We start from the raw sequence: 23988 nt of genomic DNA, 5'->3' as shown, positions 1-23988 counted from the left end.
CGAGGGCTTCGTCCTCGATCGCCGGCAAGCCAGCTCCCACAGGTACTGCACATGGCTTGAAGCCGGTGCGGTCGGTGTGGGAGCTGGCTTGCCGGCGATTGGGCCGCAAAGCGGCCCCAGAACCCCGCAGATTTTTCTGATTTTGCCAAAATGGCTGTCCAGCTTGCGGCTTGGGAAATATCCTACGAGCCGCGTCCTCTGCCATCACCTTCTCAGTGGGAACCTCTGCCCTTAGGCTTAAACCGTCGCCGAATAACTTGGCGATCGGGTGTGGTAACCCGGATGTGCGAATTCTGAATGGCAGCCATGGCGGCTGTGCGCGGGAGGCTTTCGAGCCTGCCGGGTTTGGGATTCGTCCGGTTTACCACCCCGCGTGCAGCTGCCACCCATTTCGTGTGGTAACGGATTGAGCGGCCGCCCTGATCAGGTGAATTCCCATGAGCAAGAAAATAGTCCCCGATCCACCCCTTCCATGCACCTCCACCCGCCCCTTCGGCCGCTGCGACGCCGGCCATGACCCTCTCTTCACCGTCAACCCGAACATTTCCGCCGAGGACGCTCTGGTCCACGTAGCCCTGTACCTGCGCAGCGCCTACGAAACCGGCTACAAAGCCTTGGACTATATGCGCGAAGAAGGCCGCGGCATGTTCTGGTCGAACCTGCATGCGATTGAGATGGCAGAGGGTGTGATTGAGGCGATACTCGATGGCATCGAGTCGACACCGCAGCCGCAGAAGAAGGTGTGAGGGCTGACAGGTGCCTGCCTTGAGGGTTTCAGCGCCTGTGAAATCGAGCGCCGCCCGCGCGGCGCTTCGCAGCACAAGGCTGCTCCTACATCTGTTTCGGGCCAATTATTCCTGAGGCAAGGCGCGCGGCCCCTGGTGTTCACATCGAAATCATGTCGGACAAACAAGGCGGTCGCGCGCATAGGCACAGGCGTTACTGGACCGAAACAAATGTAGGAGCAGCCTTGTGCTGCGAAGCGCCGCGCGGGCGGCGCTCGATCTGCGCAACACCACAAAAACCAAGGCAAACACCTGTCCGCCCTAACGCAGTCTCCTACCAATCAAGGCAACAAAACAGTCGACCCCACGGTCCTGCGCGCCGACAGCTCCGTCTGTGCCTTGGCCGCCTCGCTCAAGGGATACCGCTGCTGGATATCCACAACCAGCTTGCCACTCGCAATCATCGCAAACAGGTCATCGGCCATGGCCTGGGTGTTCTCGGCATTATTGGCATAGGTCGCCAAGGTCGGCCGGGTGACGTAAAGCGAGCCCTTCTGCGCCAGGATCCCCAGGTTCACCCCGCTCACCGCGCCCGAGGCATTGCCAAAGCTCACCATCAACCCGCGTGGCTGCAGGCAGTCCAGCGAGGTCAGCCAGGTATCGGCGCCCACGCCGTCATACACCACCGGGCATTTCTTGCCGTCGGTGAGCTCCAGTACCCGCTTGGCCACATCTTCGTGGCTGTAGTCGATGGTTTCCCATGCCCCCAGCGCCTTGGCCCGCTCGGCCTTCTCGGCAGAACTCACGGTGCCGATCAGCTTGGCGCCCAAGGCCTTGGCCCACTGGCAGGCCAGCGAACCGACGCCACCTGCTGCGGCGTGGAACAGGATCACATCGCCCGCCTTCACTTCATAGGTCTGCTTCAACAGGTACTGAACGGTCAAGCCCTTGAGCATCACCGCTGCCGCCTGCTCGAAGCTGATGTTGTCGGGCAGCTTGACCAGGTTGGCCTCCGGCAAGGTATGCACCTCGCTGTACGCGCCCAGCGGGCCACCGGCATGGGCCACGCGGTCACCCACCTTCAGGCGGGTGACACCCTCGCCCACGGCCTCGACCACGCCGGCCGCCTCGGTACCCAGGCCAGAAGGCAGGGACGGCGGTGGATAGAGCCCGCTGCGAAAATACGTGTCGATGAAGTTAAGGCCGATGGCGTGGTTACGCACACGCACCTGCTGGGGCCCGGGCGGGGTGGGTTCGAATTCCACAAACTGCAGCACTTCCGGGCCGCCATGCTGGCTGAACTGGATACGCTTGGCCATCTCGCACTCCTGTAGTCGGGATCGGGAAAAGGCCTTCTATCGGACGCCTTTGCTTGATCGCCGTCAACTGCGGCGCGCGCGCTGGCGGTGGTATGCTACGCGCGAATTCTTCCCTGCCCGTTCCTGGTGACCCGATGACTAGCCGCACCGAGGCCGTGAAAGCCTACCTGCTCGACCTGCAAGACCGCATCTGCTCTGCCCTCGAAACAGAAGACGGCGGCGCCCGTTTCGTCGAGGATGCCTGGGTGCGCGAAGCCGGTGGCGGGGGCCGCACGCGGGTGATCGGCGACGGCAAGGTGATCGAGAAAGGCGGGGTCAACTTCTCCCATGTGTTTGGTGCCGGCCTGCCACCTTCGGCCAGCGCACACCGCCCTGAACTGGCAGGCCGTGGCTTCGAGGCCCTGGGTGTGTCGCTGGTGATCCACCCGCACAACCCGCATGTGCCCACTTCCCACGCCAATGTGCGGTTCTTCATCGCCGAAAAGGAAGGTGAAGAGGCCGTATGGTGGTTTGGCGGCGGCTTCGACCTGACCCCGTACTATGGCAACGAAGAAGACTGCATTCACTGGCACCGCGTGGCCGAACAGGCCTGCGCACCATTCGGCGCCGACGTGTATCCGCGTTACAAGGCCTGGTGCGACCGCTACTTCCACCTCAAGCACCGTGGTGAGCCACGCGGCATCGGCGGCCTGTTCTTCGACGACCTGAACGAGTGGGACTTCGACACCTGCTTCGCTTTCATCCGCGCCATCGGCGATGCCTTCGTCAACGCCTACCTGCCAATCGTCCAGCGCCGCAAGGACACGCCCTACACCCCGCAGCAGCGCGAGTTTCAGGAATACCGCCGCGGCCGCTACGTGGAGTTCAACCTGGTTTACGACCGTGGCACCCTGTTCGGCCTGCAATCCGGTGGCCGCACCGAATCCATCCTCATGTCGCTGCCACCTCAGGTGCGCTGGGGTTACGACTGGAAGGCCGCACCCGGCAGCGAAGAAGCGCGCCTGACCGAGTACTTCCTGCAGGACCGCGACTGGCTCGGCCAGTAAGCTTGTGGATAAACAAGGAGCCGTCATGGACCAGTACGTCGTTTTTGGTAACCCAATCGGCCACAGCAAGTCGCCGCTGATTCACCGCCTGTTCGCCGAGCAGACCGGCCAGGACCTGGAATACGCCACGCTGCTGGCGCCGCTGGACGAGTTCAGCGATTGCGCACGCGGCTTCTTCAAGCAAGGCAGCGGCGGCAACGTCACCGTGCCGTTCAAGGAAGAGGCCTACCGCCTGTGCGACAGCCTGACCCCGCGTGCCCAGCGCGCTGGCGCAGTGAACACGCTGAGCAAGCTGGCTGATGGCACCCTGCAGGGCGACAACACCGATGGCGCTGGCCTGGTGCGCGACCTGACGGTGAATGCCGGGGTCGAACTGGCCGGCAAGCGCATTCTTATCCTCGGTGCCGGTGGCGCCGTGCGTGGCGTGCTGGAGCCTATTCTGGCGCACAAACCGCAGTCGCTTGTGGTGGCCAACCGCACTGTGGAAAAAGCCGAGCAGCTGGCGCGAGAGTTCGATGAGCTGGGGCCGGTGGTGGCCAGCGGGTTTGCCTGGTTGCAGGAGCCGGTGGATGTGATCATCAATGCCACCTCGGCGAGCCTGGCCGGGGAAATGCCGCCGATTGCCGACAGCCTGGTCGAGGCGGGGCGCACGGTTTGCTACGACATGATGTATGGCAAGGAGCCGACGCCGTTTTGCGCGTGGGCTACCCGGCTGGGTGCGGCCAAGGTGCTCGATGGGTTGGGGATGCTGGCTGAGCAGGCGGCTGAAGCCTTCTTTATCTGGCGTGGGGTGCGGCCGGATACGGCGCCGGTGTTGGCTGAACTGCGCCGGCAACTGGCTCGGGGCTGAAATTGTCGGGGCCGCTTTGCGGCCCATTCGTGGCACAAGGCCGCTCCCACAAAGTACGGCGTACGCCGATCCCCTGTAGGAGCGGCCTTGTGCCGCGAATGGGCTGCGCAGCAGCCCCAGAATCTCAGCCTCACTCCTCAAACCGGATCGGACACAACTCCACCCCTTCCAGCTTCTGCAATTCCTCGATCACCTGCGGCCTGGCCCGGTGCAAGGTCAAACTCCCGCCCAACCGCCGCAACCGCCGCGCTTCGCGGTGCAACATATCCACACCCGAATAATCGATAAAATTCACCTGCCGCGCATCGATCACCACATGCGGCCCCTGGCAGCGCTGCAAGCGCACCTGCAGGTAATGCGCCGCGCCAAAGAATATCGACCCGCCCACCCGCAACACATCCGCCTCCCCTTCACGGCTTTGCTGCACCCGTGGCCGTGAAGTGCGCTTCAAGTAGAAGAACAGCGACGCCAGCACCCCGGCATAGATGGCCGTCTGCAGCTCCAGCAACAAGGTCGCCCCCGCCGTCAGTGCCATGACCAGGAACTCCGAGCGGCTGACCCTGAACAACGCGCGAATCCCCCGATGGTCCACCAACCCCCAGCAGATCAGCAGAATGCTGCCGGCCATGGCCGGTATCGGCAGGTGCGCGATCAGGCCGGCGCCGGTAACGGCAAACAGCGCCACCCACAGCGCCGAGAACACCCCGGCCATGGGCGAGCGGGCACCTGCCTCATAACTCAAGCCCGAGCGGGTGAAGGAACCGGCAGACAGGTAACCGGAGAAAAATGCCCCCGCTATGTTCGACAGGCCCTGTGCACGTATTTCCTGGTCAGGGTCTATCAATTGTTCCGAACGTGCCGACAACGAACGGGCAATCGACAGGCTGGTGACCAGCCCCAGCATGCCCACCGCCACGGCGCTGGGCAGCAGGCGCAGCATCAGCTCCACATCCAGCAAGGGCAGCGAGCTGAAGGGCGGGAGCTGCCCGGTGAATGCCGCAACGCGCGGCACGTGGCCAAAGTAGCCAGGCAACAGCCAGGCCAGCAGGCTGACCAGCATCAGGCTTATCAACAGGCTCGGCCAGCGCGGGCGCCAGAGTTTGAAGGCTACACCGATCACTACGGTGGCCAGGCCCAGCATCAAGGAAGGCAGGTCGACCTCCCCTGCATGGCTGGCCAGGTCCTGTACGGTCTTCAGTGCTGTGGCCTGGCTGGGCAGGTCCATGCCCAGCAGGTTGGGCAATTGGCCCAGGGCAATGACGATGGCGGCGCCTAGGGTGAAACCGAGTACTACCGAGTGGGAGACGAAGTTGACCAGCGCGCCAAAGCGCAAAAGACCAAGCAGCAGCTGGAAGATGCCGCCGAGGAAGGTCAGCAGCAGCACCAGGGTGATGTAATCGGCACTGCCGGCCACGGCCAGCGGGCTGATGCTGGCGTAGAGCACGATGGAGATGGCAGCGGTCGGGCCGCAGATCAGGTGCCAGGACGAACCCCACAGGCAGGCGATCAGCACCGGTACGATGGCGGCGTACAGGCCATATTCTGCGGGCAAGCCGGCGATCAGGGCGTAGGCGATGGATTGTGGCAGGGCGAGGATGGCACCGCTCAGGCCGACCAGCAGGTCCTGGCGCAGGCTACGGCCCGATTGGCGCGGGAGCCAGGTGAGGAAGGGCAGCAGGTGAATGATGCGATGCATGAGATATTCACATTTCCAAAGGTCCACTGTCCCCTGTGGGAGCGGGTTTACCCGCGAATGCGTCGGTACATGCAATGCACCATTCGCGGGTGAACCCGCTCCCACAGGGGGCGCGTCGTGTCTGAAACTACAGTTTGGCTTTGACGGCCTCCAGGGCATTGCCATCGGCCTTGGTGGTCACGCCAGCCAACCACCCGTCCAGCACCTCGGGATACGTTTTCACCCAAGCCCTGGCCGCGTCATCGAAGCTGATCTTCTTATCCACAACCTCGGCCATGATGGCGTTTTCCATGTCCAAGGTGAATTTCAGGTTACCCAACAGCTTTGCCGCGTTCGGGCAGGCTTGTGGATAACCCTTGCGGGTCAGCGTGTACACCTCACCCTTGCTGCCGAACCACTTTTCCCCACCGGTCAGGTAATGCATTTTCAGCTTCACGTTCATCGGGTGCGGGGTCCAGCCAAGGAAGGTGATGAACTGCTGTTTCTTCACCGCCCGGTCGACCTGGGCCAGCATCGCCTGCTCGCTGGACTCCACCAGTTTCCACTGGCCGAGGTTGAATTCATTCTTGTCGATGATTGCCTTCAGCGACAGGTTGGCCGGCGCACCGGAGCCGATACCGTACAGCTTCTTGTCGAACTGGTCGGCATGCTTTTGCAGGTCGGCAAAGTCCTTCACCCCGGCATTCCACACATAGTCGGGCACTGCCAGGGTGAACTCGGTTCCCTCCAGGTTGCGCGACAGCTGCTGCACATCGCCGTTGGCGATGAACTTGTCATGGAAGCCTTGCTGCGCCGGCATCCAGTTGCCCAGGAAGACATCGACGCGGCCGTCCTTCAAGCCGCCGTAGATGATCGGCACGGCCAGGCTGTCGATCTTCACCTTGTAGCCCAGGCTTTCCAGTAACAGACGGGCCACGGCATTGGTCGAGGCGATATCGCTCCAGCCGGGGTCGGCCATTTTTACGGTACTGCATTGCGCGTCGCTGTCGGCGGCGTGGGCCGTGGCGGTGCCCAGGGCCAGGGCGAACACGGCGGCGGAGAACTTGTGCATGGCGGCCTCTCTTTTCAATCCAGGGGTGCGGGCTGTGGATAACGTGCCTTGCGCTCGAGGTCGTCGAGATCGATGTGGTTGCGCATGTACTGTTGGCTGGCGTCCACCAGCGGTTGGTGGTCCCAGCTTGTCAGCGTGCCGATGGCCAGCGCCTCGGCCACCAGGCGGCGGCGCCGCTGGCTGGCGAGTACCTGCTGGCGCAGGCTGGGGATATCCCAACGCTGTCGTGCTTCATCGGCAAATGCCTGCAGCAGCGCCTGATGGTCCGGGCTGCCGGTGAGGTTCTCCCGCTCGTGCGGGTCGCGGCTCAGGTCATAGAGTAGCCATGGGTCGTCTTCGCTGTACACGAACTTGTAAGGCCCGCGGCGGATCATCATCAGCGGGCCGACGGTGCCTTCGGCCATGTACTCGCCGATCACTTCATCGTGGCCGCCCTGCCCTTGCAGGTGGCCAAGCAGCGAGCGGCCGTCTAGGTGCAGGTTGTTATCCACAGTGCCGCCAGCCAGTTCTACCAAGGTTGGCAGCAGGTCGCAGGTCGATACCGAGGCACTGACCCGAGCCGCCGCAAAGTGCTTGGGCGCATGGATCAGCAGCGGTACCCGCGCCGACATCTCGAACCAGTGCATCTTGTACCAGAGGCCACGCTCGCCAAGCATGTCGCCGTGGTCACCGGAGAACACGATCAGGGTGTCGTCGGCCAGGTTGCACTCTTCCAGGGTTTGCAGCAGCTGGCCGATGTTGTCGTCGATGTAGCTGCAGGCGCCGAAATAGGCGCGGCGGGCATCGCGGATCTTGTCCGCAGGCAGCGGCTTGTTCCACAGGTCGTAGACCTTGAGCAGGCGTTGCGAGTGGGGGTCGAGCTCTGCCTGGTTGAACTCGGCGCGGGGCATGGGGATATCCACACCTTCGTAGCGGTCCCAGTAGCGCTTGGGGATGGTGTACGGGTCGTGCGGGTGCGTCATCGAAACGGTCAGGCAGAATGGCCGGCCATCGTTTTCGCGCACATGGTCGTACAGGTACTGGCGCGCCTTGAACACCACCTCCTCGTCGAAATCCAGCTGGTTGGTACGCACGCACGGGCCGGCCTGCAGTACCGAGGACATGTTGTGGTACCAGCTTGGGCGCACATCCGGTTCGTCCCAGTTCACCGCCCAGCCGTAGTCGGCCGGGTAGATGTCGCTGGTCAGGCGCTCTTCGTAGCCATGCAGCTGGTCCGGGCCGCAGAAGTGCATCTTGCCTGACAGCGCAGTGCGGTAGCCCAGGCGGCGCAGGTAGTGGGCATAGGTCGGCACATCAGCGGGGAAATCGGCGGCATTGTCGTAAGCGCCGATGCGGCTGGGCAACTGGCCGCTGACCAGGGTGAAGCGTGACGGCGCGCACAGCGGGCTGTTGCAGTAGGCCGAGTCGAACACCACCGCCTGCTCGGCCAGGCGGCTCAGGTGCGGCATCTGGATGGGCGAAGGGGCGGAGATGGGCAGCAAGGGTGCGGCCATCTGGTCGGCCATGATGAACAGGATATTCGGGCGCGTCATGGTGGCTTCCATCGTTGAGGGTTATGCGATGTGCTTGCCTACCAAGATGCGACTGTGGATAACATGGGTAAAGCCCATGGCGGGCAATGATCGGGATTAGCTGAGCTTATGTTTGAACACCTCGCCGGCCTGTCGCTGGATACCTTGCGCGTGTTCGAAGCCGCAGCGCGCCTGCGTGGCTTTACCGCTGCGGCGCTGGAGCTGGGCACCACGCAGCCGGCAGTGAGCCAGCAGGTGAAGCGCCTGGAAGCACAGCTTGGCACGCGCCTGTTCGACCGTATTTATCGGGGCATCGAGCTCACCGAGGCCGGCCAGCTGTTGTTCGAACAGGTGCACCAGGGCTTGCAAGCCATGGATGACGGCATTGGCCAAGCCAGCGGGCGCGGCCAGCGCGAAGTGCTGCAGGTGGCCACCGACTTTGCCTTTGCGGCCTTCTGGCTGATGCCCAGGCTGCAACGCTTTCACGAGGCTTATCCACAGGTGGATGTGAGCCTGGTGACCGGTGAGCGCAGCCAGGGAATGTTGCGCCCGGATATCGATGTGGCGGTGCTGTTTGGCGATGGGCGCTTTCACCAGGGTGAAAGCCGCTGGTTGTTCGATGAAGAAGTTTTCCCTGTGTGCAGCCCCCGCCTGACGGATGGCAAACCTTTGTCAGCCGTGGCTTTGCAACGTTTGCCCTTGCTGCATTTGAAGGGCGAGCAGGCCAGCCGCTGGTTTGATTGGGCGGGTGTGTTTCGCGGGTTTGGCGTGGCCAGCCCACCGCCTGCGGGGCAATTGCGGTTCGACAACTATACGTTGCTGATTCAGGCTGCGATTGCAGGGCAAGGGGTGGCGATTGGTTGGCGGCACCTGGTGGATGGGTTGGTGGAGCAAGGGCTGCTGTGCCGGCCGCTGGAGGGGAGTTTGCGCTCGCAGCGCGGGTATTACGCGGTGCTGCCGCCGCGCAAGCGGCGTGGAGCACTGATCGAGCGGTTTGTGGGGTGGCTGGAGGATGAGCGCAGCCTTTGAGATCTTGGGGCCGCTTTGCGGCCCATCGCGGCACAAGGCCGCTCCTACAGGGGACCGCATCAGCCGGTGTTGCGCGGTCGTTGTAGGAGCGGCCTTGCGTCGCGATGGGCTGCGCAGCAGCCCCAAAATCTAGACCACGAAGTTCAGATGCTCGCCCCGGTGCAGGCCCAGTTCCAGCATATCCGCCATACCCGCCGCCACGCGTGCCCAACCTTCATCAGGCAAAGCCTGCGGCGTATTGATCAAGGTCCAATGCAAAGCACTGCGCTGCAACCCATCAACCACCTGATCTACACATTCCCGCTCTGCCTCGCTGTACCTGGCCGGCTCATCCAGCACAGCGAAATCGCCCACCAGCAACAGCCGGCGTATAGTCGTACGCTCAAGCCCCGCCACCAGCGCCTCGCTCAGCCGTGCTTGCCCCGGCAAGTCACCTGGGGCCAGCGCCGACAACAGGGCAATCACCGCCGAGCCGCCTGCCGCGCTTTGTTCTGCCTGGTCGGCATCGTCCAGGCCGCCTATCTTGGAGTGCAGGCCCGGGCGTGCGGTATGGCGGTTGAGGTCATCGACCACGGCGGTGACTTCGTGCTGGCGCGACAGCAGCTCGGCCATCAGGGCATTGCCCAGGCTGCTTTCAGGCCCGAACAGGACCAGTTTGTACACTGGGGTTTCGGCGTTTTTCACTGCATCACTCCCTTTGCAGGTGGTGATGGTTGGACCGCAATCAGGAGTTATCGTGCAAAGGATCAAGGGTTACCACGCCCACGTTTATTACGACGCAGCGACCATGGAACAGGCCCGCGAACTGTGCGAGGAGGCGGCGCGGCTGTTTCCCGTGACCATGGGGCGCATGCATCAGAAGCCGGTTGGGCCGCACCCCGACTGGAGTTGCCAGCTGGCGTTCGGGCCTGAAGTGGTAGGGGTGGTTTTGCCTTGGTTGGCGCTGTACCGCAAGGGCCTGGTGGTGTTCATGCACCCGGAAACCGGGGATGAACTGGCGGACCACCGGGATCATGCGATCTGGATGGGGGCCGTGCGGCCTTTGAAGCTGTCGATTTTTGGGGGGTAGATTTGTATTGCCTGTGCCGGCCTCTTCGCGGCACAAGGCCGCTCCTACAAGGAGATCGCAATACCCTGTAGGAGCGGCCTTGTGCCGCGAACGAGGGCGGAGCCCTCGCAATCAATTGCGAGCTGAGCGCACCCCTTCTGCCAGTGCCGAGCACAGGCTGAGTACATCATTCACTGCCTGGTCGGCACTTTTAGCCTGGGCAATCTTGTCGACCAGCGCCGAGCCCACCACCACACCATCCGCCAGGCGGGCAATGTTCGCAGCCTGCTCCGGGGTACGAATGCCGAAACCGACGCTGATCGGCAGGTCGGTATGCCGGCGCAGGCGGGCAATGGCCTCGGTCACGTGCTCGGTGGTCGCCGAGCCGGCACCGGTCACTCCGGCCACCGACACGTAGTACACAAACCCGGAGCTGCGCTCCAGCACGCGCGGCAGGCGCGCATCGTCGGTGGTCGGGGTGGTCAGGCGAATGAAGTCGATGCCTGCAGCCTGGGCCGGGGTGGCCAGTTCGGCATCGTGCTCTGGCGGCAGGTCGACGATGATCAGGCCATCGACGCCTGCTTCCTTGGCTTGAGCCACGAACGCGTCCACGCCAAAGCGGTGGATCGGGTTGTAGTAGCCCATCAGCACGATTGGCGTAGTGTGGTTATCCACACGGAACTCGCGAACCATCTGCAGGGTTTTGGCCAAGGTCTGGCCAGCTTCCAGGGCGCGCAGGGTGGCCAGCTGAATGGCCACGCCATCGGCCATCGGGTCGGTGAACGGCATGCCCAGTTCGATCACGTCGGCGCCGGCTGCCGGCAGGCCCTTGAGGATCTGCAGCGAGGCGTCGTAGCCCGGGTCGCCTGCGGTGACGAAGGTGACCAGTGCCGAACGGCCTTCGGCCTTCAGTTCGGCGAAGCGTTGTTCAAGACGGCTCATGCCTGTTTCTCCTGGGCGGCCATGTGGTTCATGACGGTTTGCATGTCTTTGTCGCCGCGGCCCGACAGGCACACGACCATCAGGTGATCCTTGGGCAGCTTCGGTGCGCGCTTGATCGCTTCGGCCAGGGCGTGGGAGCTTTCCAGCGCCGGGATGATGCCTTCCAGGCGGCAGGTGGCGTGGAACGCATCCAGCGCTTCGTCATCGGTAATGCTGACGTACTCGACGCGCTTCACTTCGTGCAGGTAGGCGTGCTCCGGGCCGATGCCCGGGTAGTCGAGGCCTGCGGAAATCGAGTGGGCGTCGGTGATCTGGCCGTCTGCATCTTGCAGCAGGTAGGTGCGGTTGCCGTGCAGTACGCCCGGTACGCCGCCGTTCAGGCTGGCAGCGTGCTTGTCGGTGTGCACGCCGTGGCCACCGGCTTCGACGCCGATGATCTGCACGCTTTGCTCTTCGAGAAACTCATGGAACAGGCCCATGGCGTTGGAACCACCACCGACGCAGGCAACCAGGCTGTCTGGCAGGCGGCCTTCCTTCTCTTGCAACTGGGCGCGGGTTTCCTTGCCGATGATCGACTGGAAGTCGCGGACCATGGCCGGGTACGGGTGTGGGCCAGCGACAGTGCCGATCAGGTAGAAGGTGTCTTCGACGTTGGTGACCCAGTCGCGCAGGGCTTCGTTCATGGCGTCTTTCAGGGTGCCGGTACCGGCGGTAACCGGGACGATTTCGGCGCCCAGCAGCTTCATGCGGAACACGTTGGCCTGCTGGCGCTCGATGTCGGTGGCGCCCATGTAGATCACACACGGCAGGCCGAAGCGGGCAGCGACGGTGGCTGTGGCCACGCCGTGCATGCCGGCGCCGGTTTCGGCGATCAGGCGCTTTTTGCCCATGCGCTTCGCCAGCAGCACCTGGCCGATGCAGTTGTTCACCTTGTGCGCGCCGGTGTGGTTGAGCTCTTCACGCTTGAAGAAGATCTTGGCGCCGCCACAGTGCTCGGTCAGGCGCTCGGCGAAGTACAGCGGGTTGGGGCGGCCGATGTAGTCGCGCTGGAAGTAGGCCAGTTCTTCGAGGAACTTGGGGTCTGCCTTGGCCGCTTCGTATTCGCGGGCCAGGTCCAGCACCAGTGGCATGAGGGTTTCGGCCACGTAGCGGCCGCCGAACGAGCCGAACAGGCCATTGGCGTCGGGGCCGGGGCGGTATTGGGACTGGGTCATGGGGCGCTCCAGGGCGTAATGAATGAGTGATGGGCTTTACTCTAACCACGGCAAGCCCGGCTGAAAACCGATAAGATTGCGCAAACTTGTCAGAAAAACTCACAGGTAACATGGCCCACGACCTCCCTCCCCTGAATGCCCTGCGCGCCTTCGAGGCTACCGCCAGGCTCAACAGCGTCAGCCAGGCGGCTGAAGCGCTGCATGTTACCCATGGCGCTGTCAGCCGGCAGATCAAGGTGCTTGAGGAGCACCTGGGGGTGGCGCTTTTCGTCAAGGACGGGCGTGGCATCAAACTCACAGATGCCGGTGTGCGTCTGCGCGATGCCAGCGGTGAGGCCTTCGACCGGTTGCGCAGCGTGTGTACAGAACTCAGCCGCGATGTCAGCGAGGCGCCGTTTGTGCTGGGCTGCTCGGGGAGCCTGCTAGCGCGTTGGTTTATCCCCAGGCTAGGTCGCCTGAAGGCGGATTTGCCTGAGTTGCGCCTGCACTTGTCCGCAGGTGAAGGTGACCTCGACCCGCGTCGTCCAGGGCTCGATGCATTGCTGGTATACGCTGAACCCCCATGGCCGGCGGACATGCAGGTGCATGTGCTGGCTGAGGAGCGTATCGGGCCGGTGCTTAGCCCGCATTTTGCCGGCTTCGATCGCTTGCGAGATGCGCCCGCCAAAGCCCTGCTGGAGGAGGCCCTGTTGCATACCACCTCGCGGCCACAAGCATGGCCGACATGGGCTGGGCAACAGGGATTGGACCCGGCCGGGTTGCAGTACGGCCAGGCGTTCGAGCATTTGTACTATTTGCTGGAGGCTGCGGTTGCAGGCCTTGGGGTGGCCATCGCGCCACAGCCGCTGGTGGCTGATGACTTGAGGGCCGGGCGCCTCACCGCGCCGTGGGGCTTTTCCCCTACCCGGGCAGCGCTGGCCTTGTGGGTGCCGCGGCGCGCCGCAGATGGGCGCGCCGAGCAGTTGGCGCAGTGGCTGCGCCGCGAATTGGAACGCCAGGCGGGTTAGTTGCGACGGGTCAGCAGATAGGCCGCCAGCAGGCCGAGGGCGCCAATCGCCACGCCTGCCGTTGTAACCGGGTGCTCCTGTGCGTAATCACGGGTGGCAATACCGGTCTGGCGGGTGCGAGTCTTCACTTCCTCGTAAGCATCGCTGAGCAGGCTACGCGAGTGTTTCAGCGCGCTTTCGGCGTTGCTGCGGATTGCCTTCACCGACTTCTGGGACTCTTCCGAGGCGTCATGCTTGAGGTTTTCCAGGCTTTTCAGAAGGCTTTCGATCTCCGCTTCCATGCTTTCCAGGGATGTTTTACGCAGCGAGTTGCGGTGCATGTTGACTCTCCTTTGCAGTATGGGCTGTAAGGTTGCGACCCTTGGCCGGCGCGAAAGTGCGATCGAACTTTCACCTTGGCGGATGGCTCGCAGGTAAACCGGGCCTACCCTGCTAGGCTGAATTTCACCGTTATCCAAGGAGCGTGAACATGACTGACCATCACACGTACAAGAAGATCGAACTGGTGGGATCCTCGCCAACCAGCATCGAAGACGCCATCAACAATGCCCTGGCCGAAGCTGGCAAGAGCATCAAGCACCTGGAATGGTTTGAAGTGGTCGATACCCGTGGGCATATTGAAGGCAACAAGGCCGCGCATTTTCAGGTCACGTTGAAGGTGGGCTTTCGTATCGCCAACAGCTGAAACACTGCCGGGCTGGATGATCCCGGCCTAATGGGGTATTCAGGAGAGGGGCGCCTTGGCGGGCGCCCTTTCTGATTTCATCTGCACAAGGAAAGCGATCGATGAACAAACTGATTCTGGCGCTGGGCCTGATGACACTGGCCGGTGGTGCGCTGGCGGCGGGCAAGCCGTGCGAAGAGCTGAAGGCAGAAATTGCCGCCAAGCTCGATGCCAAAGGGGTTACTGGCTACAAGCTGGAGGTCGTCAACAAGGGCGAGCCGGCCGGCAAGGTGATTGGCACCTGCGAGGCGGGTACCAAGGAAATTGTGTACCGCCGCGGTTGATGAGCTGAGCGCAAGGCTGAAGGCAGCGCGATACCTGTAGGAGCGGCCTTGTGTCGCGATAGGGCTGCAAAGCAGCCCCGACAATTTGTGCATCTGCGCTCATACCTTGGGGCTGCTGCGCAGCCCTTTCGCGACACAAGGCCGCTCCTACAACTGAACGCCTCAGCCTGCCCTGGCAAGGTCAGGCGGTCTTGAGGGCCTGCGCCAACAGCTCATAGGACCGGATCCGGTCCGCATGCTCATACAGGTCACAGGTAAAGATCAGCTCGTCCGCCCCGGTCTGCTCCAGCAGCACCTCCACCTTGGCCCTGACCTTTTGCGGGCTGCCGATCATCGCCAGGCCGAGGAAACTGCCTACCGTATCCCGCTCATGGGGCAACCACAGCCCGTCCATGCTTTCTACCGGCGGCTTCTGCATCAGGCTCTGGCCACGAATCAGCGCCAGGATGCGCTGGTACACCGAGGTTGCCAGGTATTCGGCCTTTTCGTCGGTTTCTGCCACCACCATGGGGATGCCCAGCATCACATACGGCTTGTCTAGCGTGGTCGAGGGCTTGAAATGATTGCGGTAAACGCGGATCGCCTCGTGCATGTAGCGCGGCGCGAAGTGTGAGGCAAAGGCATAGGGCATGCCGCGCATGCCCGCCAGCTGGGCGCTGAACAGGCTGGAACCGAGCAGCCACATGGGCACGTCAGTGTCGTGCCCCGGCACGGCGATCACTTTTTGATCGTCGGTACGCGGGCCGAGGTAGCGCGACAGTTCCTCGACATCGTCCGGGAAGTCGTCCGGGCCGCCGGCACGGTCGCGGCGCAGGGCGTAGGCGGTCATCTGGTCCGAGCCCGGCGCACGGCCCAGGCCCAGGTCGATACGCCCCGGGTACAGGCTGGCCAGGGTGCCGAATTGCTCGGCGATCACCAGTGGCGCGTGGTTGGGCAGCATCACCCCACCAGAGCCCACGCGAATGGTCGAAGTGCCACCGGCCAGATAGCCGATCAGCACCGACGTTGCCGAACTGGCGATGCCGTCCATGTTGTGGTGCTCGGCCACCCAGAAGCGGTTGTAGCCAAAACGCTCGACGTGTTGCGCCAGGTCCAGCGAGTTGCGCAGCGACTGCGCGGGGCCGGCGTCGGCGCGCACGGGCACCAGGTCGAGGGTGGATATTTTCAGGTCACGCAGCTGCGTCATGGGAGCCTCCGCAAAGGTGGTTGGCCAGAGGCCTTTGTAACTCTGTATGGGCATATTCGGGGGATTCAATGTTTGCTGTGCGATTGGTCTGAACTTGCCGTAAGCGGCGGGCCTCTGAATCCATAACCACGTAACCGAATGACCAGGAGGCAGTATGAAAAAGACAGCATCGGCGATCTGGCAAGGTGGCTTGAAGGATGGCAAGGGCCTGCTTTCTACCGAAAGCGGCGCGCTCAAGCAGAACCCGTATGGCTTCAACACCCGTTTCGAGGGCACGCCCGGCACCAACCCGGAGGAGCTGATTGGCGCCGCGCATGCCGGCTGTTTCTCGATGGCGTTGTCGATGATGCTCGGTGAAGCAGGGCTGACTGCGGACCGGATCGACACCGCTGCCGAGGTGACGCTCGACAAGCTGCCGGATGGTTTTGCCATTACGGCCGTGCATCTGGTGCTCCGGGCCAAGGTACCGGGGGCAAGCGAGGCGCAGTTCCTGGAGATTGCCAACAAGGCCAAGGAAGGGTGCCCGGTGTCCAAGGTGCTGAACGCAAAAATCAGCCTGGATGCGGCGCTGGTGGGCTGAAGCGGCGCAACGGAGGCGGTTTGCTGTAGTCTAAACAGCATCGGCAGCACGCTGCCTTTTCAGGAGCCGTTCCATGATTCGCGTAGCAATCGCCGTGTTGGCTTCCCTGGTCGCCACCTCCACGTTGGCGGCGGTCAAGCCGTGCGAGGAGCTCAAAGCCGAGATCGAGGCCAAGATCCAGGCTCAGGGTGTGCCGTCCTACACCCTGGAGATCGTGCCCAACAGTGAGGTCAAGGACCAGAATATGGTCGTCGGCACTTGCGATGGCGGGACGAAGAAGATCATTTACCAGAAGAATGATCGGTAGATCCGGGGCCGCTTTGCGGCCCATCGCAGCACAAGGCTGCTCCTACAAAGGTACGCGATCTTTGTAGGAGCAGCCTTGTGCTGCGAATGGGCTGCAAAGCAGCCCCAGCTCACGGAATGCAAAACACGTTGCTTGGCTCGTTCACCAGCACCTTGCGGCTGGCGTCGTACAGCAGCACCTGCGGTTCCATCACCGGTGCCCGCGCTTCCAGGCGATAACGCTCGCCGGCCTTGAAGTCGTCAAAGCGCACGGTCAGGTAGCAGGTTCGGTCCCTGGGTTGGGACATGACGCCGCCCGAATAGATTTCATAATCGAAGCGCACCACCAGTTCGTGCTTGCCGGGCGTTACCTGAAAGTAACGGCCGTCCTCCAGGCGCTTGCCATCGAGGCGGTCGGCCATGATCACCCGGCCGGGGGTCATGGTGTACAGATCAACCCAGGCCTGCTTGGGGTCGACGGGGGGCAAGGGGCTGGCGCAAGCCCCCAGTGCACTGAGGGCGATCAGCATCATGGGCTGGCGCATGGCAAAACTCCCACTTGCGATTTACAAGTAACAAGCATAGCGCCGTTTGTGCGGTTCAGGTGCGTTGGCAGCCTGCAGGCAAGCCTTGGCCGACCATTTTCTGCTGGTCGTCGTAGAGCTTGATCCAGGGGCGGAAGCCGATACTGCCAGCGTGCAGCTGATAGCGCTGGCCGGCGCCAAAGTCCTTGAAGGTCAGTTTGACTTGGCAATCGCGCCACAACGGCTCGTCGACCGGGCCTATATTGCTGGGTGTGACCGGGAACTGGTAGCGCACGGTCAGCTCGTGGCTGCCGGGCTGTACTTCGAAATAGCGGCTGTCGGCCCAGTCACGCTCATCGACCTGCACGGCGTCCAGCGAGGTGTTGTCGTAGGGGGTAAGGTCGATCCAGGCCTGGTTCGGGTCCGGGGCTGGCAACGTGGAACAGGCGGATATCAGCAACAGTGAACCGGCGACCAACAATGCACGCATGGCGAAACTCCCCCTTGGCGAGATAGTCTTGGAGCGAATTAGCCTTGAGCGAGTCATACAGCCCGGATGCTTCGACTTTTTCTTATGCAACGCTCAGGCCCTGGGGCACTCGACCGCGTTTTCACCCGTTTTGTTCCCCTGCTGGGGGCGCTCCTGCTGAACGGTTGCAGCAGCGTGGCCTACTATGGGCAGCTGGCCGAGGGCCAATTGCAGCTGCTGCGTGCGCGACAGCCAGTTGGGCAGGTGTTGGCCGATCCGGCCACGTCACCGCAACTGCGTGAGCGCCTGGCGCATGCGGAACAGGCGCGGGTGTTCGCGAGCCAGCAGTTGAAACTGCCGGATAACCGGAGTTACCGGGTGTATGCCGACATAGCCCGGCCTTATGTGGTGTGGAATGTGTTCGCCACGCCCGAGTTGTCGTTGCAGCCGGTGACGCACTGTTTCCCGATTGCGGGATGTGTGGCGTATCGCGGTTATTACCAGCAAGGCGCGGCACGAGGTGCAGCGGCGTTGATGCGACAGGAAGGCCTGGATGTGTACGTAGGTGGGGTGGAGGCCTACTCGACGCTGGGCTGGTTCGACGACCCGATCTTGTCGTCCATGGTCAATTGGGGCGACGAGCGCCTGGCCACGCTGATTTTCCATGAGCTGGCTCACCAGCGCTTTTATGTGCAGGACGATACCGAGTTCAACGAATCGTTTGCCTCCTTTGTCGAGCAGGAAGGCACCCGGCAATGGCGTGCAGCGCGTGGGCTTGCCGCTGTTGGCGAGGAGCAGGGGCAGCAGCGTGACCAGTTCATCCGGCTGGTGCTAGCCAGCCGTGAGCGATTGCAGGCGATTTATGGCGGGCCGCTGGACGATGCGCACAAACGGCTGGCCAAGCAGGCCGAGTTTGAGCGTTTGAGGCGTGAGTACCGGCAGGTGCGTGATGGCCAGTGGGGCGGGGACAAGCGCTATGACGCCTGGATGTATGGGCCGATGAATAATGCCAAGTTGTTGCCGTTTGGGCTGTATGACCAGTGGGTGCCGGCATTTGCCGCGGTGTTTCGTGAGGTGGGTGGGGATTGGCTTCGGTTTTACCAGCGGGTCGAGCAGTTGGGGCGGTTGCCGATTGAAGAGCGTAAGGCTGCGTTGCAGGGGTTAATGGTTAACCGGTGAGATTTGGGGGCCGCGTTGCGGCCCTTTCGCGACACAAGGCCGCTCCTACAGGACATACGCGATTCTTGTAGGAGCGGCCTTGTGTCGCGATGGGCTGCAAAGCAGCCCCTAGGGCCCTCAAGCCTTGATGAATGCCTGATGCATCTCGGCCAAGGTCGCAAAGTGGTAGGCCGGCTCTTCTGCCATCAGTTCTTCCTGGCTACCAAACCCATACCCCACCGCCACCGCCTGCAAGCCATTGCTGCGCGCGCCGATCAGGTCATGCTTGCGGTCACCGATCATCAGGGTTTGCGCCGGGTCCAGCCCTTCTTCATCCAGCAGGTGGCGAATCAGCTCGACCTTGTTGGTGCGCGTGCCGTCCAGCTCGCTGCCGTAAATCACCTTGAAGTGGTGGTCAAAGGCGAAGTGCCGGGCGATTTCGCGGGCGAATTCCCACGGCTTGGAGGTGGCGATGTACAGCGTACGGCCCTGACCGTTCAGGGCTTCGAGCAACTCCGGCACGCCCTGGAACACCAGGTTTTCGTACAGGCCGGTGACGCGGAAACGCTCCCGGTAGAAGTTCACCGCCTCCCAGGCCCTGGCTTCGTCGAAGCTGTAGAACTGCATGAAGGCCTGCAGCAGGGGTGGGCCGATGAAATGTTCGAGGCGGGCCAGGTCCGGCTCGTCGATGCCCAGTTTGGCCAGGGCATACTGGATCGAGCGGGTGATGCCCAGGCGTGGGTCGGTCAGGGTGCCGTCGAGGTCGAAGAGGATGTTTTGCTGATGCATTTGCGGGTTCCACTTTGAATGCTGCGTGGTCTTCTTCGCGGGTAAACCCGCTCCCACAGGGATATCACAGGGCCTGAGGCCGGCGCCGTACCGGTGGGAGCGGGTTTACCCGCGAAGCGGTCATTCCGGTTGGTCGTAGCCTTCGGCCAAATGCTGGTCCTTGAGCTTCACGTAGTTGCCGGCGCTGTAGGAGAAGAACGCGCGCTCTTTGTCGTTCAGCAGCCGGGCCTGTTTCACCGGGCTGCCCATGTACAGGTAACCACTGACCAGGCGTTTGCCCGGCGGTACCAGGCTGCCGGCACCGATGATCACTTCGTCCTCGACGATGGCGCCATCCATGATGGTGCTGCCCATGCCGACCAGGATGCGGTTGCCCAAGGTGCAGCCATGCAGCATCACCTTGTGACCGATGGTCACCTCGTCACCGATGATCAGCGGGAAACCGTCCGGGTTGAACGGGCCGGCGTGGGTGATGTGCAGCACGCTGGCATCCTGCACGCTGGTGCGTGCACCGATGCGGATGCGGTGCATGTCGCCGCGTACCACGGTCATGGGCCAGATCGAGCTGTCTTCACCAATCTCCACGTCGCCCAGCACAACCGCCGAACGGTCGACGAAGGCACGTAGTCCAACTTTCGGAGTGTGTTGCTGGAAGCTTCGGATGGCCATGATAGCGTCTCTCATCTGTGCCGATAGGCAGGCTGCCTGCTGCGGTCGGCGTCGATTGTAATTAAGATGGGGCAGTGTTTCTTCTGCCAAGGTATCCAAACCGTGACTGCGAACAACCCGCTTCTGCAATCCCACGATCTGCCGCCCTTCTCGCAAATCCGTGCCGAACACGTGTTGCCGGCGATCGAAGCGATCCTGGCCGACAACCGTAAAGCCATTGCCGAGATCCTCGAAAAGCAGGCCAAGGCCCCTACCTGGGCTGGCCTGGTGCTGGCGATGGACGAACTGAACGACCGCCTGGGCGCGGCCTGGAGCCCGGTCAGCCACCTGAACGCGGTGTGCAACAGCGCAGAACTGCGCGAGGCTTACGAGTCGTGCCTGCCGGCGCTGAGCGCCTACTCTACCGAACTGGGCCAGAACCGTGCGCTGTTCGATGCCTACCAGGCTTTGATCAACAGCCCTGAAGCCGCCGGTTTCGACGTGGCGCAAAAGACTATTCTCGAGCATGCCCTGCGTGACTTCCGCCTGTCGGGTATCGACCTGCCGGCGGACAAGCAGCAGCGCTACGCCGAAGTGCAAAGCAAGCTCAGCGAACTGGGCAGCCGCTTCTCCAACCAGCTGCTCGACGCCACTCAGGCCTGGACCAAGCACGTTACCGACGAAGCCGCACTGGCCGGCCTGACCGATTCGGCCAAGGCGCAGATGGCCGCCGCGGCCCAGGCCAAGGGCCTTGAAGGCTGGCTGATCACCCTGGAATTCCCCAGCTACTACGCCGTGATGACCTACGCCAGCGACCGCGCCCTGCGCGAAGAGGTGTACGCCGCCTACTGCACCCGCGCCTCGGACCAGGGCCCGAATGCCGGCCAGTTCGACAACGGCCCGGTGATGCAGGAAATTCTCGACCTGCGCCAGGAGCTGGCTGCGTTGCTGGGTTACAAGAACTACGCCGAGCTGAGCCTGGCCACCAAGATGGCCGAGTCCAGCGAACAGGTGTTGAGCTTCCTGCGTGACCTGGCCAAGCGTTCCAAGCCGTTTGCCGCCCAGGACCTGGAACAGCTGAAGGCCTATGCCGCCGAGCAGGGCTGCCCTGAATTGGCCAGCTGGGATGCCGGCTACTTTGGCGAGAAGCTGCGCGAGCAGCGCTACAGCGTGTCGCAGGAAGCCCTGCGCGCCTACTTCCCGATCGACAAGGTGCTGGGCGGCTTGTTCAGCATCGTGCAGCGCCTGTACGGCATCGAAATTACCGAGCTCAAGGGCTTCGACAGCTGGCATCCGGACGTGCGCCTGTTCGAGATCAAGGAAAACGGCCAGCATGTCGGCCGCTTCTTCTTCGACCTTTACGCCCGCGCCAACAAGCGCGGCGGTGCCTGGATGGACGGCGCCCGCGACCGTCGTCGCACTGCCGGTGGCGAGTTGCAGAGCCCGGTGGCCAACCTGGTGTGCAACTTCACCCCGGCCGCACCCGGGAAGCCTGCGCTGCTGACCCATGATGAAGTCACCACCCTGTTCCACGAATTCGGCCACGGCCTGCACCACCTGCTGACCCGTATCGAGCATGCCGGTGTTTCCGGTATCAACGGCGTGGCCTGGGACGCGGTCGAGTTGCCAAGCCAGTTCATGGAAAACTGGTGCTGGGAGCCAGAAGGCCTGGCGCTGATCTCCGGCCATTACGAAACCGGCGCGGCCCTGCCCCAGGACCTGCTGGACAAGATGCTGGCGGCGAAAAACTTCCAGTCGGGCATGATGATGGTGCGCCAGCTGGAGTTCTCGCTGTTCGACTTCGAGCTGCACGCCAGCCATGGCGACGGCCGCAGCGTACTGCAGGTGCTCGAAGGGGTGCGCGACGAGGTGTCGGTCATGCGCCCACCGGCGTACAACCGCTTCCCCAACAGCTTTGCGCACATTTTTGCGGGCGGTTACGCGGCGGGCTACTACAGCTACAAGTGGGCTGAAGTGCTGTCGGCTGACGCGTTCTCGCGCTTCGAGGAAGAAGGCGTGCTGAATGCCGAGACCGGCCGTGCCTTCCGCGAGGCTATCCTGGCCCGTGGCGGTTCGCGCGAGCCGATGGTGCTGTTTGTCGACTTCCGTGGCCGTGAGCCTTCCATCGATGCGCTGCTGCGCCATAGTGGTCTTACCGAAGGCGCTGCGGCGTGAGCGAGGTAGTTGTGAACAAGACCAAGAAACGCTTCATTGCCGGGGCGGTATGCCCCGCGTGCAGCGAGCCCGACAAGCTGATGATGTGGAGCGAAGACGACGTACCGCACCGCGAGTGCGTCGCCTGCGGGTTTACTGACACCCTCAACGAGCAGGGCTTGTCGGTGCCCAAGGAGCTCGGCACCCGGGTCAACCACCTGGCACCCAAGGCGGCGCCAGCCAAGGTGCAGACGGTGCAGTTCTTCCCTAATCCGAAGCTGAAGAAACCGACAGAGTAAGCACTGGCTGTCGGATCAGAGGCGCTGGTGGATTCATGGCAGCTGCGATACTGTATGTAAATACAGTATCGGGGTTAGCCATGAATCCTCCAGCACCACTAAAGGGCCGTGGCACGGCGCACAATCCGCACAACCGTTTTGCCCCCAATTCATCGGTGGCAGAGGACGACGGTTGGTATCAGGAAGTGCCCCAGACCCAGGGCACCGAAGTGCGCAGCGAGACGGCGAAATCGGTCATCTCCCGCAATACTTCACCCGACCTGCCCTTCGACCGCTCCATCAACCCTTACCGCGGCTGCGAGCACGGCTGCATCTACTGCTATGCCCGCCCTTCCCATGCCTATTGGGACCTCTCCCCCGGCCTGGATTTTGAAACCAAGCTGATCGCCAAGACCAATGCCGCCGAAGTGCTCGCGCAACAGCTGAGCAAGCCGGGTTACGTGTGCGCGCCGATCAACCTGGGGTCCAATACCGACCCGTACCAGCCGATCGAGCGGGAACAGCTGCTCACCCGGCGTCTGCTTGAAGTGTTGCTGCGTTTTCGTCACCCGGTGACCATCGTGACCAAAGGCTCGCTGGTGTTGCGCGACCTCGACCTGCTGGCCGAAATGGCCCGGCAGCGTCTGGCGCGGGTGATGATCAGCCTGACCACGCTGGACGACGACCTCAAGCGGGTGCTGGAACCGCGGGCGGCGTCACCCAATGCCCGCTTGAGGGCCATCCGCGTGTTGCGCGAGGCGGGTGTGCCGGTGGGTGTGCTGTGTTCGCCGATGATTCCGATGATCAACGACAGTGAGCTGGAGCGCCTGCTGGAGGCCGCCAAGGAAGCTGGCGCACAGAGCGCGGCCTACATGATGCTGCGCCTGCCACTGGAGGTGGCGCCGCTGTTCGAGCAGTGGCTGCAGGACCATTACCCGCAACGGGCGGCCCATGTATTGAGCCTGATCCGCCAGAGCCGGGGCGGCGAGCTGTATGACAGCCGGTTTGGTGCGCGCATGCGCGGTGAAGGGGTATTTGCCGAGCTGTTGGCGCAACGGTTTGCCAAAGCCATGAAGCGGCTGGATTTTGAAGGGCGCGAGGCGCAGACGCTGGATTGCTCTGCCTTCTGCCCGCCCAATGGGCAGATGGCCCTATTTTAATGCTCAAGGGAGCATCACCGGCGTCGATTCCAACACAAGCACAGGCCCTGTAGGAGCAGCCTTGTGCTGCGAAGAGGCCGGTACTGCTAAAGATCCTCTTCGACTGCAACGGCCCTTTCGCAGCACAAGGCTGCTCCTACAGGGCCTATTGCCAGCCCTCAATACAACTAATCCGAGTTAATAATTGCGCTAATACATATTGGCAGTTGATGTTTTTTTGCTATTATCCAGAACCCGCCTTTTATATCTGGAACGCCCGTTCTAGAGCCTTCGAATTAAGTTTCAGTTAAGTTTTCCCCGCTAGCGTAGGA

27 protein-coding genes are annotated in these 23988 nt (G+C 62.7%); 14 read left to right on the top strand and 13 right to left on the bottom strand.

All coding sequences use genetic code 11. The annotated features are described in order from the left end of the window. The first annotated feature begins 437 nt into the window (after positions 1-437). Positions 438-746 (top strand): hypothetical protein, encoded by a 309-nt coding sequence (locus ABI582_RS03960; RefSeq protein ID WP_023047733.1) that lies wholly within the window; start codon positions 438-440, stop codon positions 744-746. Between the two features lie 320 nt (positions 747-1066). On the opposite strand, the gene ABI582_RS03955 is transcribed toward ABI582_RS03960, so the two are convergent. Next, the gene (locus tag ABI582_RS03955) at positions 1067-2044 is read right to left on the bottom strand and encodes an NADPH:quinone reductase (RefSeq protein ID WP_338745685.1); all 978 of its coding nucleotides are present in this window, start codon (positions 2042-2044) and stop codon (positions 1067-1069) included. Between the two features lie 134 nt (positions 2045-2178). Here ABI582_RS03955 and hemF point away from each other — a divergent pair, with 134 nt between their 5' ends. Together hemF and aroE are read left to right on the top strand one after the other, a co-directional pair. Continuing rightward, positions 2179-3090 carry an oxygen-dependent coproporphyrinogen oxidase gene (hemF, locus tag ABI582_RS03950; protein ID WP_019473737.1) on the top strand — a complete coding sequence of 304 codons (912 nt, stop codon included), beginning with the start codon at positions 2179-2181 and terminating at the stop codon, positions 3088-3090. A 25-nt stretch (positions 3091-3115) separates the two neighbouring features. Then, positions 3116-3940 carry a shikimate dehydrogenase gene (gene aroE / locus ABI582_RS03945; protein ID WP_019473736.1) on the top strand — a complete coding sequence of 275 codons (825 nt, stop codon included), beginning with the start codon at positions 3116-3118 and terminating at the stop codon, positions 3938-3940. 130 nt (positions 3941-4070) lie between these two features. Here aroE and ABI582_RS03940 read toward each other — a convergent pair whose 3' ends face one another. From ABI582_RS03940 to betC, 3 genes are all read right to left on the bottom strand, one after another. Continuing rightward, positions 4071-5636: a SulP family inorganic anion transporter gene (locus ABI582_RS03940; protein ID WP_442118465.1), complete on the bottom strand. Its 1566-nt coding sequence runs from the start codon at positions 5634-5636 to the stop codon at positions 4071-4073. Positions 5637-5763: 127 nt separating this feature from the next. Next, entirely contained in the window at positions 5764-6687 is a 924-nt protein-coding gene (gene choX / locus ABI582_RS03935; RefSeq protein WP_442118464.1) for a choline ABC transporter substrate-binding protein, read from the bottom strand. 14 nt (positions 6688-6701) lie between these two features. Next, positions 6702-8219 carry a choline-sulfatase gene (betC, locus tag ABI582_RS03930; protein WP_442118463.1) on the bottom strand — a complete coding sequence of 506 codons (1518 nt, stop codon included), beginning with the start codon at positions 8217-8219 and terminating at the stop codon, positions 6702-6704. A 108-nt stretch (positions 8220-8327) separates the two neighbouring features. On the opposite strand from betC, the gene ABI582_RS03925 reads away from it, so the two are divergent. Next, positions 8328-9227: a choline sulfate utilization transcriptional regulator gene (locus ABI582_RS03925; RefSeq protein WP_442118462.1), complete on the top strand. Its 900-nt coding sequence runs from the start codon at positions 8328-8330 to the stop codon at positions 9225-9227. 129 nt (positions 9228-9356) lie between these two features. Here the strand turns inward: ABI582_RS03925 and ABI582_RS03920 are convergent, their stop codons facing one another. Further along, the gene (locus ABI582_RS03920) at positions 9357-9911 is read right to left on the bottom strand and encodes an NAD(P)-dependent oxidoreductase (RefSeq protein WP_442118461.1); all 555 of its coding nucleotides are present in this window, start codon (positions 9909-9911) and stop codon (positions 9357-9359) included. Positions 9912-9963: 52 nt separating this feature from the next. Between ABI582_RS03920 and ABI582_RS03915 the strand changes: the two genes are divergently transcribed. Next, complete coding sequence (locus ABI582_RS03915; RefSeq protein ID WP_016497382.1) at positions 9964-10296, top strand: DOPA 4,5-dioxygenase family protein; 333 nt, start codon at positions 9964-9966, stop codon at positions 10294-10296. 111 nt (positions 10297-10407) lie between these two features. On the opposite strand, the gene trpA is transcribed toward ABI582_RS03915, so the two are convergent. After that, positions 10408-11217, bottom strand: coding sequence for a tryptophan synthase subunit alpha (gene trpA / locus ABI582_RS03910; protein WP_442118460.1), 810 nt, complete (start codon positions 11215-11217; stop codon positions 10408-10410). Further along, positions 11214-12431, bottom strand: a complete 1218-nt coding sequence (gene trpB, locus ABI582_RS03905) for a tryptophan synthase subunit beta (RefSeq protein ID WP_019470349.1) — start codon at positions 12429-12431, stop codon at positions 11214-11216. The genes trpA and trpB overlap by 4 nt, the downstream gene beginning before the upstream one ends. Positions 12432-12541: 110 nt before the next feature. Between trpB and ABI582_RS03900 the strand changes: the two genes are divergently transcribed. Next, complete coding sequence (locus ABI582_RS03900) at positions 12542-13438, top strand: LysR family transcriptional regulator (protein ID WP_338745693.1); 897 nt, start codon at positions 12542-12544, stop codon at positions 13436-13438. On the opposite strand, the gene ABI582_RS03895 is transcribed toward ABI582_RS03900, so the two are convergent. After that, positions 13435-13758 carry a DUF883 family protein gene (locus tag ABI582_RS03895; RefSeq protein ID WP_043198601.1) on the bottom strand — a complete coding sequence of 108 codons (324 nt, stop codon included), beginning with the start codon at positions 13756-13758 and terminating at the stop codon, positions 13435-13437. The genes ABI582_RS03900 and ABI582_RS03895 overlap by 4 nt on opposite strands. A 149-nt stretch (positions 13759-13907) precedes the next feature. On the opposite strand from ABI582_RS03895, the gene ABI582_RS03890 reads away from it, so the two are divergent. Together ABI582_RS03890 and ABI582_RS03885 are read left to right on the top strand one after the other, a co-directional pair. After that, positions 13908-14123, top strand: coding sequence for a dodecin (locus ABI582_RS03890; protein ID WP_016497387.1), 216 nt, complete (start codon positions 13908-13910; stop codon positions 14121-14123). Between the two features lie 101 nt (positions 14124-14224). Next, on the top strand, positions 14225-14446 hold the full coding sequence (locus ABI582_RS03885) for a DUF1161 domain-containing protein (protein WP_258654449.1): 222 nt from the start codon (positions 14225-14227) through the stop codon (positions 14444-14446). A gap of 181 nt (positions 14447-14627) precedes the next feature. On the opposite strand, the gene ABI582_RS03880 is transcribed toward ABI582_RS03885, so the two are convergent. After that, the gene (locus tag ABI582_RS03880) at positions 14628-15632 is read right to left on the bottom strand and encodes an LLM class flavin-dependent oxidoreductase (protein WP_442118459.1); all 1005 of its coding nucleotides are present in this window, start codon (positions 15630-15632) and stop codon (positions 14628-14630) included. Positions 15633-15786: 154 nt separating this feature from the next. Between ABI582_RS03880 and ABI582_RS03875 the strand changes: the two genes are divergently transcribed. Both ABI582_RS03875 and ABI582_RS03870 read left to right on the top strand, forming a co-directional pair. Then, the gene (locus ABI582_RS03875; protein ID WP_019470354.1) at positions 15787-16212 is read left to right on the top strand and encodes an OsmC family protein; all 426 of its coding nucleotides are present in this window, start codon (positions 15787-15789) and stop codon (positions 16210-16212) included. Positions 16213-16285: 73 nt separating this feature from the next. Beyond that, entirely contained in the window at positions 16286-16519 is a 234-nt protein-coding gene (locus tag ABI582_RS03870; protein ID WP_016497391.1) for a DUF1161 domain-containing protein, read from the top strand. 109 nt (positions 16520-16628) lie between these two features. Here ABI582_RS03870 and ABI582_RS03865 read toward each other — a convergent pair whose 3' ends face one another. Both ABI582_RS03865 and ABI582_RS03860 read right to left on the bottom strand, forming a co-directional pair. Beyond that, positions 16629-17042: a PA0061/PA0062 family lipoprotein gene (locus tag ABI582_RS03865; RefSeq protein ID WP_442118458.1), complete on the bottom strand. Its 414-nt coding sequence runs from the start codon at positions 17040-17042 to the stop codon at positions 16629-16631. Between the two features lie 55 nt (positions 17043-17097). Next, positions 17098-17511 carry a PA0061/PA0062 family lipoprotein gene (locus ABI582_RS03860; RefSeq protein WP_016484245.1) on the bottom strand — a complete coding sequence of 138 codons (414 nt, stop codon included), beginning with the start codon at positions 17509-17511 and terminating at the stop codon, positions 17098-17100. A gap of 84 nt (positions 17512-17595) precedes the next feature. Between ABI582_RS03860 and ABI582_RS03855 the strand changes: the two genes are divergently transcribed. After that, complete coding sequence (locus tag ABI582_RS03855) at positions 17596-18669, top strand: aminopeptidase (RefSeq protein WP_442118457.1); 1074 nt, start codon at positions 17596-17598, stop codon at positions 18667-18669. A 117-nt stretch (positions 18670-18786) separates the two neighbouring features. Here ABI582_RS03855 and ABI582_RS03850 read toward each other — a convergent pair whose 3' ends face one another. Next, on the bottom strand, positions 18787-19437 hold the full coding sequence (locus ABI582_RS03850) for an HAD family hydrolase (protein WP_442118456.1): 651 nt from the start codon (positions 19435-19437) through the stop codon (positions 18787-18789). A gap of 120 nt (positions 19438-19557) precedes the next feature. After that, on the bottom strand, positions 19558-20106 hold the full coding sequence (locus tag ABI582_RS03845; RefSeq protein WP_016497395.1) for a gamma carbonic anhydrase family protein: 549 nt from the start codon (positions 20104-20106) through the stop codon (positions 19558-19560). Positions 20107-20208: 102 nt separating this feature from the next. Here ABI582_RS03845 and prlC point away from each other — a divergent pair, with 102 nt between their 5' ends. The 3 genes from prlC to ABI582_RS03830 all read left to right on the top strand — a co-directional run bounded on the left by prlC (position 20209) and on the right by ABI582_RS03830 (position 23677). Then, the gene (prlC, locus tag ABI582_RS03840) at positions 20209-22260 is read left to right on the top strand and encodes an oligopeptidase A (RefSeq protein WP_442118455.1); all 2052 of its coding nucleotides are present in this window, start codon (positions 20209-20211) and stop codon (positions 22258-22260) included. Beyond that, positions 22257-22538, top strand: coding sequence for a YheV family putative zinc ribbon protein (locus ABI582_RS03835; RefSeq protein WP_016497397.1), 282 nt, complete (start codon positions 22257-22259; stop codon positions 22536-22538). The genes prlC and ABI582_RS03835 overlap by 4 nt, the downstream gene beginning before the upstream one ends. A gap of 80 nt (positions 22539-22618) precedes the next feature. Further along, entirely contained in the window at positions 22619-23677 is a 1059-nt protein-coding gene (locus ABI582_RS03830; RefSeq protein ID WP_442118454.1) for a PA0069 family radical SAM protein, read from the top strand. The last annotated feature ends 311 nt before the right edge of the window (positions 23678-23988 follow it).

This window comes from Pseudomonas sp. SAS7, assembly GCF_052112345.1.
GTDB lineage: Bacteria > Pseudomonadota > Gammaproteobacteria > Pseudomonadales > Pseudomonadaceae > Aquipseudomonas > Aquipseudomonas putida_Q.
This window is presented reverse-complemented; position numbering and strand designations above follow the sequence as displayed.